Consider the following 6892-nt stretch of genomic DNA (forward strand, 5'->3'; position numbering starts at 1 on the left):
GTTAACGACAGGAGATACCCATGACCCAAAGGGCCCAAGCCCCGGCACTGACCGCGTCGCAGTCGTCGTGGCGGTGCGTGCAAGCCCACGACCGGGAGGGCTGGCTGGCGCTGATGGCCGACGACGTCGTCATCGAAGACCCGATCGGAAAATCCGTCACCAATCCCGACGGCAAAGGTGTGCGGGGCAAGGAGGCCGTCGGCGCCTTTTTCGATGCCAACATCGCGGCCAATCAGTTGACGATCAGCTGCGAGGAGACCTTCCCGTCCAGCTCGCCGGACGAGATCGCTCATATCCTGGTGCTGCACAGCAAGTTTGAGGGTGGATTCACCAGCACGGTTCGCGGCGTGTTCACGTATCGCGTGAACGAGGCCGGGCTGATCACCAACATGCGCGGGTTTTGGAACCTCGACATGATGACGTTCGGTAAGCAGGAGTGAAACCGCTCAACCGATCCGCCCGATTCCGGTGATATTGCCCTGCATGATCTTGTTGTCCATCAGCACCATGGTGGCGGTTTGGATCGGGTCGCTGAGGATGGTGGCCGATTTCGGTTGCTGCAGTACGACTTGCCCATTGTCGGGGTCTACGACAGCGAAGGAGAAGATGTCGGCCGGTGTGGCGTTGTCAAATCCAAACCGGCTGATGGTGTAGATCAGGCTATCGGCGGTGGATAGGTGCGGTAACGCGGCGCTGCGAATGTTGCTGTCCCACACGGTGTGACAGCCCGGGTTGTCGACGTCGACCCTGGTCATTCCGCCGACGAATGGCGCCGTCGGCGGCACGGCCGGCCCCGCGTCCGGAGGAACCGCCGGGTAGGGGTAGCCGTAGGTGCTGGCGATAATCATCGTGTTGCCGACCCCGATCGGTGAGTTCTCGCTACCGGGCCCGCCCTTTGTTAGGACCGGTTGCTGGCACACCAGGTTGCCGGTGCCGGATTCGTAGACCAGCGCGTGCACCTGGGGATCGGCGTTGTCGACGATGGTCAGGTAGTCGGCCCCGGTTGGACCGAAATAGGTTGGCGTGGAGCCGGTTCCCCAGCTCAGTTGTCCGGGCTTGCGGCCGGGGCCGCGGTCGTAGGCCTGGCGCCACAGGATCTGCGGGTTGCCGCCGCCGTCGAGGTTCAATTCGTAGAGGGCAAACGTGGTGGCCACGCCAACGCGATTGGTCGGTGCGGCCGAGATGCTGTTGGCTACCCGTTCGCCGGCGTTCAGGTGCGTGCTGGCGACGCCGCCGCCCACCTTGGCCACCCCCACCACACCGCTGCCGGTGGCGAACCAGACGTTGCCCGCATAGTCGGGGACCACGCCGACCGATTGGTCGCCGGGCGGGATCACCCCGGACAGGTCGATGGACTCGCCGATGGTCAGCCGCCAATGGCCGCGGCTGTCCGTGGTATGAGCGATGCGCAGCAGGTGGTTGGTTCCGTCGATCATCACCAGTTGGTTGTTGTTGTCCAGGTAGGCGTAGACACCGCCGAGCAGGCCGCCCTTGGCGACTTCCAGGCTGGCCAGCGGGACCACCCGGGGCAGGATGCCACCGGGATCGATCAGGTGGACTATCGGGATCTGAGTGAGATCGTTGGTACACAGCGCCAACACCAGGCCATCGGTACCCTGCGTGATCGTCGGACAGGCGGCCAGCAGCGGGTAGGCGAAGATCGGACCGAAGTTGGCGCCGGGTCCGGGAAGCGGTCCGGCGTCCGCGGACCCGGCGTCGTTGTGCATCGACGCCAGGCCGTGGGGCGCCAGGAACGGGTTGGGCGGGGCCAGCGGCCCGAACGCGGCGGCCGCCGAAGCGGCCGGGACGAGGAGCGCCGGGTGTAGCGACGCGGCACAAGCGGTCAGACATGCCACCGCAACGACCCACACTGCTGCAGGAAGAAAGCGCACGTCGGACCCCTCCCGTGAATTGGGTCATTGTGGATTGTGGCGAGTTCGCAGAACGACACGGCCACGCGGCGTTAACGATTTCGCTTCGCCGAGATTGCCGTGACGGCCATGCTGGTGGGGGCAGCCACAGCGGGCACGGCGATTTCGACGTCATATGCTCAACGCGTGTCGATCTTCACCAAGATCATCAACCGCGAACTACCCGGGCGCTTCGTCTACGAGGATGACGACGTCGTCGCATTCCTGACGATTGAGCCGATGACCCAGGGCCACACCCTGGTGGTGCCGCGCGCCGAAATCGATCACTGGCAAAACGCGGATCCGGCGGTATTTGGCCGCGTCATGTCGGTGAGCCAGCTGATCGGCAAGGCGGTGTGCCGGGCATTCCGAACCGAACGGGCCGGGATGATCATTGCCGGGCTGGAAGTGCCCCACCTGCACATCCACGTGTTTCCCACCCGCAGCCTGAGCGATTTCGGCTTTGCCAACGTCGACCGCAACCCGTCGCCGGAATCGCTGGACGAAGCGCAAGCCAAGATCAAGGCGGCCCTGGCGCAACTGGCGTGAGGCTCAGCTGCCCCACATCGCTGACCCGCGGCAACGAGACGCGAAAGCAGCAACCCTCCCCGAGCGCGGTCGTCACTGTGACAACGCCGCCGTGGGCCGCAACCAATGAGTTGACGATCGACAGCCCCAGTCCGGTCCCGCCGCTGGCTCGCGCCCGCGACGAGTCGGCGCGATAGAACCGCTCGAATACCCGCAGCGCATCCTGCTGACTCATGCCCGGACCGTCGTCGGCGACCTCAAGGATGGCGTCGTCGCCCTCGGTGCCGACTCGCACGGTGACGGCGGCGCTTTCCGGAGTGTGCTGTAAGGCATTGGCAACGAGATTGCGCAGCACCTGCCGAAGCCGCGGTTCGTCGCCGAGCACCTCCGGAGTGCCGGGGCCGTCAACGACTTCCAGGGCGATCGTGCGTTTGGGGTCCATCGCCCGCGCATCGTGCGCGGCATCACTGGCCAGCCCCAGCAGGTCCACGCGGCGCAGTTCCATCGGCCGATGCGCATCCAGCCGGGCCAGCAGCAACAAATCGTCAACCAACAGGCCCATCCGGCTCGCTTCGCTCTCAATCCGCGACAGCAGCATGCCCACGTCGCGGGCGGCGCCTTGGCGATACAGCTCCGCGAAGCCGCGGATGGTGGTCAGCGGGGTACGAAGTTCGTGGCTGGCGTCGGTGATGAACTGTCGCATCCGGTCCTCTGAATCACGGGCCTTTTCGGCGGAGGATTCCGAGGAGGCCACCGCCCGCTGAATCTGCGCGAGCATTCCGTTGAGCGCCAACGAAAGCCGGCCGACCTCTGTTCGCGGATGCCATTGCGGGACCCGGCGATCCAGCTGCCCGGCGGCGATCGCAGCGGCGGTCTGCTCGACTTCGGTCAGGGGGCGCAGGCTGCCGCGCACCGTCACGTAGCCGGCGATCCCGAGGACCACCAACAGCGCACCCCCGATGCCGACCTGTAACAACACCAGGGACCGGACCGTTTTCTGGATGTCGACCAGATCGATAGCGACGGTGGTCATGCCGCCATTGGATCCGCGCACCGTGACGGCGCGCCAAAGGATATTGTTTCCGGCGACCGATGGCAGCGTCGTCGGTTTCGGGCCGACGTCGTAGTTGGCGGGCATCGCGGGTTCGGCGTTGCCATCATTGACGGCCGTATACGATTGGCCGTCGGGGCTGATGACCCGCACGTAGAACCTCGATGGCGGCCGGTCGGGGTTGTGACCCGGGTAGGGGTCCGGCGGCAGCGGCAGCGTGGTCTGCACCCAGATGTTGGCTTCCTCGAGCAGAATCTTGTCGATGCGGCCGATCAGCCGGTGCTGCAGCATCGAGGTGACCGCGACCCCCGAGACGGCTAGTCCACTTGCCACCAGAATCAGGGTGGCCGCGACCAGGCGCACCCGCAGGGGCAACCGTCCTCGACGAGGTCTCGCCATTGCCACACCCTCCCCGGACTCTCGAGTTAGCGACTCACGCTCATCGAGGCTCCCGCAACACATAGCCCACCCCGCGCAAGGTGTGCAGCAGCCGCTTTTCCCCGGTGTCGATCTTGCGGCGCAGATACGACACATAGGACTCGACGACGTTGACGTCGCCGCCGAAGTCGTAGCGCCAGACGTGGTCGAGGATCTTCGGCTTGCTCAGCACGGTGCCCGCATTGATCACGAAGTAACGCAGCAAGGTGAATTCGGTGGGCGACAACGACACCGGCTGGCCCGCCTTCCATACCTCGTGGGTCTCCTCGTCGAGCTCGATATCGGCGAACGTCAGGCGAGCATTGCGGGGCTCCTTGTGGCCCTTGCCCGCGCGTCGCAGGATGACCCGCAGCCTGGCGACGACCTCCTCCAAGCTGAAGGGCTTCGTCACATAGTCGTCGCCGCCCAGGGTCAGACCCGCGATCTTGTCCTGCAGCGAGTCGCGAGCCGTCAGGAACAACGCCGGGGCATCAATGCCGTCGGCCCGCAGCCGGCGCAGCACCCCGAAGCCGTCCATCCCCGGCATCATCACGTCGAGGATCACCGCGTCCGGTCGGGCCTCGCGGGCCCGATCCAACGCCTGTGCCCCGTTGGTCGCGGTACAGACCTCGAAACCTTGGAACTTGAGGCTCACTGAGAGCAGTTCGACGATGTTGGCCTCGTCGTCGACCACGAGGACACGAGCCTCCGGTGTGGTGTTTTCGCCCGGGGTTCCCGCTGTCATGGGGTCAACCCTTTCCGCATGAGTTGAACGTTACCTGCACAGTCATTGTGTATTTCCTGAAAGCTCGGTGCCAGCAGTCTGCTAACAGTCTGCCAGGAAACGTCTAATGCGCTTGGACCCTCACCGTTTAACCGGGGGCGCCGTGAATACACTCGCAGCATGAACCTCGGCCAAACCCTCGTGGGCATTGCGACGTGGCCCGCACGAGTCGGGCTCGCCGCGGCCGACACCGGTTTGAATATGGCCGGCGCCGCGGTCGGCATGGCGAAGCACGCGCTGGGTGATGCCGCCGGCACGGGTGGGTCGAACACGATGGCCAACATGCTTGGACTCGACGACGCGTTGGCGCGCGCGAACCGGCTCACCAGGCTGTTGGACGACGACATGCCGCTGGGACGCGCCATCGCTTCCGACGGGCCGCTGGACCGCCTGCTGCGTCCGGGTGGGTTGGTCGACCTGGTGACGGCGCCCGGCGGTCTGCTCGACCGCTTGACCGCGGAGGGCGGCGGTCTGCAGCGGGCACTCCAACCGGGCGGGTTGGCCGATCGGCTGCTCGCCGAGGACGGGATGATCGAACGTTTACTGGCCGAGGACGGGGTGGCCGAGCGGCTGCTCTCCGACGGCGGACTGATCGACACGCTGACATCCAAGGACGGACCGCTCGAACAGCTCACCGACCTCGCCGACACGCTGGCTCGCCTGGCACCCGGGATGGAGGCGCTCGAGCCCGCGATCGCCACCCTGCAGGACGCCGTCACCGCACTCACCCTGGTAGTCAACCCGCTCAGCAACATCGCCGAGCGCATCCCGCTACCGGGGCGCCGTGTCCCGCGCCGCTCGTCGACGTCGCGGACGGTGCGGTCGCAACGCATCATCGACAGCGACGAGTGAGCGGTTAGGCTTGCACCGGTTTATCCGGCCTCCTTAGCTCAGTGGTAGAGCACTCGCCTTGTAAGCGAGCGGTCGTCAGTTCAATCCTGACAGGGGGCTCCACAAAAGCGCAGCCTTAGAGCGCTTTTCTCACCGTCCCGACAGCGATCAAGATGGCACCCTTCCCGTCATATGCCGTCAACTCAAGAAACCAAACCGACATGGCGAAAAAGCTCGCCCTCGAACACCGCGCCGTACCCCTGCGCCGTCACCGCGTAGGTCACGGTGATCGCAGTCAGGGTCAGACTGGCGTCATTTACCGCCAAAATCGTCCCCTGGGCGGCGCCACGCAGGGTGCCGCGTCAACTCTCCGGGGGGGGGGCACCATGTCGCCTCATCACACCACTTGAATCAGCAAACAAGTGAATCGCCATCCCGCTCCACCGCCAATCAACATCACAAACTGCCCCGACCTCAGCTGGCCAGTGTCGATTAGGTAAGCTAGACCGAGCATTTGGTCACAAGCACCGACGTGCCCGTTCTTCCGCAACTCCGACCAGCAAGTCTTCTCGAAGGGGATACCACTGGAACCGAGGAAAGTCTCTTCGAGTGAAAGTCGGTAAACCGCTGGAGGGCAGAAGTGCGAAATATCATCAACCGAAATTTTCGCATCGGCCAAAGTTGCGGCGATAGCGGCTTGCACAATACGCGACAGCGTCCCAACATATGGACCGTATCCAACTTCATCTAGTCCATGCTTAAATTCGAACTTCTCTAGCGATCCTTTATTTCGCATCAGAAATTCGAAATCGGTGAATGAAGTTCTATTGCTGGAGATCAGCCGCGCGAACCCTTCTTTCTTTGAAAGGATCACGGCCGCCGCGCCATCGCCCAAAACGGCGCCATTTTGGTAACGATCTACGAGAAGAATGCGCGAAGCCGCGCATACGAGACCTGCGTTTGCGCACGTTCCGCTTGACAGCAATCTAGCGACGACGTCGATTCCCGTAAGTCCACTATCGCTCGCGGCATCCAAGTCGAACGCGAGTGAATCTTCCTGCTTTAGGATGCGCTGGATGTAACATACGGGTGTCAAATGCTCCAGACAGACCGGCTCGGCGTACACGATTGGAGATAGCGTTTCATTGCGGTGGGTAGATCTTTCCAACGCTTGTTTAGCCGCCAATCCGCCCATGACATAGGAGGATTTATCCGATACGCAGACACTTTCGATGTCTACCTGCGTCTCTTTAGCTTCGTCCTTCAGATGCGGCTTGATGGTTTCAAATGGTACCCGGGGAGGGAGGAATGTCCCCACCGAATTTAGAAAAATGCCATCCAACAGCATCTTGCATTCAAACCCTTCTGTGA

8 protein-coding genes and 1 tRNA gene are annotated in these 6892 nt (G+C 63.6%); 4 read left to right on the top strand and 5 right to left on the bottom strand.

Annotated elements, in window-relative coordinates:
* Positions 1 to 20: 20 nt before the first annotated feature.
* On the top strand, positions 21 to 440 hold the full coding sequence (locus AADZ55_RS20620; RefSeq protein ID WP_085326750.1) for a ketosteroid isomerase family protein: 420 nt from the start codon (positions 21 to 23) through the stop codon (positions 438 to 440).
* Between the two features lie 6 nt (positions 441 to 446).
* On the opposite strand, the gene AADZ55_RS20625 is transcribed toward AADZ55_RS20620, so the two are convergent.
* Positions 447 to 1892, bottom strand: a complete 1446-nt coding sequence (locus AADZ55_RS20625; protein WP_085326751.1) for a hypothetical protein — start codon at positions 1890 to 1892, stop codon at positions 447 to 449.
* 108 nt (positions 1893 to 2000) lie between these two features.
* On the opposite strand from AADZ55_RS20625, the gene AADZ55_RS20630 reads away from it, so the two are divergent.
* Positions 2001 to 2459 carry an HIT family protein gene (locus AADZ55_RS20630; protein ID WP_119185058.1) on the top strand — a complete coding sequence of 153 codons (459 nt, stop codon included), beginning with the start codon at positions 2001 to 2003 and terminating at the stop codon, positions 2457 to 2459.
* Here AADZ55_RS20630 and AADZ55_RS20635 read toward each other — a convergent pair.
* Together AADZ55_RS20635 and phoP are read right to left on the bottom strand one after the other, a co-directional pair.
* Positions 2431 to 3888, bottom strand: coding sequence for a sensor histidine kinase (locus tag AADZ55_RS20635; RefSeq protein ID WP_085326752.1), 1458 nt, complete (start codon positions 3886 to 3888; stop codon positions 2431 to 2433). The genes AADZ55_RS20630 and AADZ55_RS20635 overlap by 29 nt on opposite strands.
* A gap of 40 nt (positions 3889 to 3928) precedes the next feature.
* A complete protein-coding gene (phoP, locus tag AADZ55_RS20640; RefSeq protein ID WP_085326753.1) occupies positions 3929 to 4651 on the bottom strand; it encodes a two-component system response regulator PhoP in 723 nt (240 codons plus the stop codon).
* Between the two features lie 159 nt (positions 4652 to 4810).
* Here phoP and AADZ55_RS20645 point away from each other — a divergent pair, with 159 nt between their 5' ends.
* The gene (locus tag AADZ55_RS20645; protein ID WP_085326754.1) at positions 4811 to 5542 is read left to right on the top strand and encodes a hypothetical protein; all 732 of its coding nucleotides are present in this window, start codon (positions 4811 to 4813) and stop codon (positions 5540 to 5542) included.
* 27 nt (positions 5543 to 5569) lie between these two features.
* Positions 5570 to 5644, top strand: a tRNA-Thr gene (locus AADZ55_RS20650).
* A gap of 80 nt (positions 5645 to 5724) precedes the next feature.
* On the opposite strand, the gene AADZ55_RS20655 is transcribed toward AADZ55_RS20650, so the two are convergent.
* Together AADZ55_RS20655 and AADZ55_RS20660 are read right to left on the bottom strand one after the other, a co-directional pair.
* Positions 5725 to 5847 carry a hypothetical protein gene (locus tag AADZ55_RS20655; protein ID WP_341286234.1) on the bottom strand — a complete coding sequence of 41 codons (123 nt, stop codon included), beginning with the start codon at positions 5845 to 5847 and terminating at the stop codon, positions 5725 to 5727.
* 71 nt (positions 5848 to 5918) lie between these two features.
* A complete protein-coding gene (locus AADZ55_RS20660; RefSeq protein WP_085326755.1) occupies positions 5919 to 6869 on the bottom strand; it encodes a 3-oxoacyl-[acyl-carrier-protein] synthase III C-terminal domain-containing protein in 951 nt (316 codons plus the stop codon).
* Positions 6870 to 6892 lie beyond the last annotated feature (23 nt).

This window comes from Mycobacterium decipiens (assembly GCF_963853665.1).
Classification (GTDB): Bacteria; Actinomycetota; Actinomycetes; order Mycobacteriales; family Mycobacteriaceae; genus Mycobacterium; species Mycobacterium decipiens.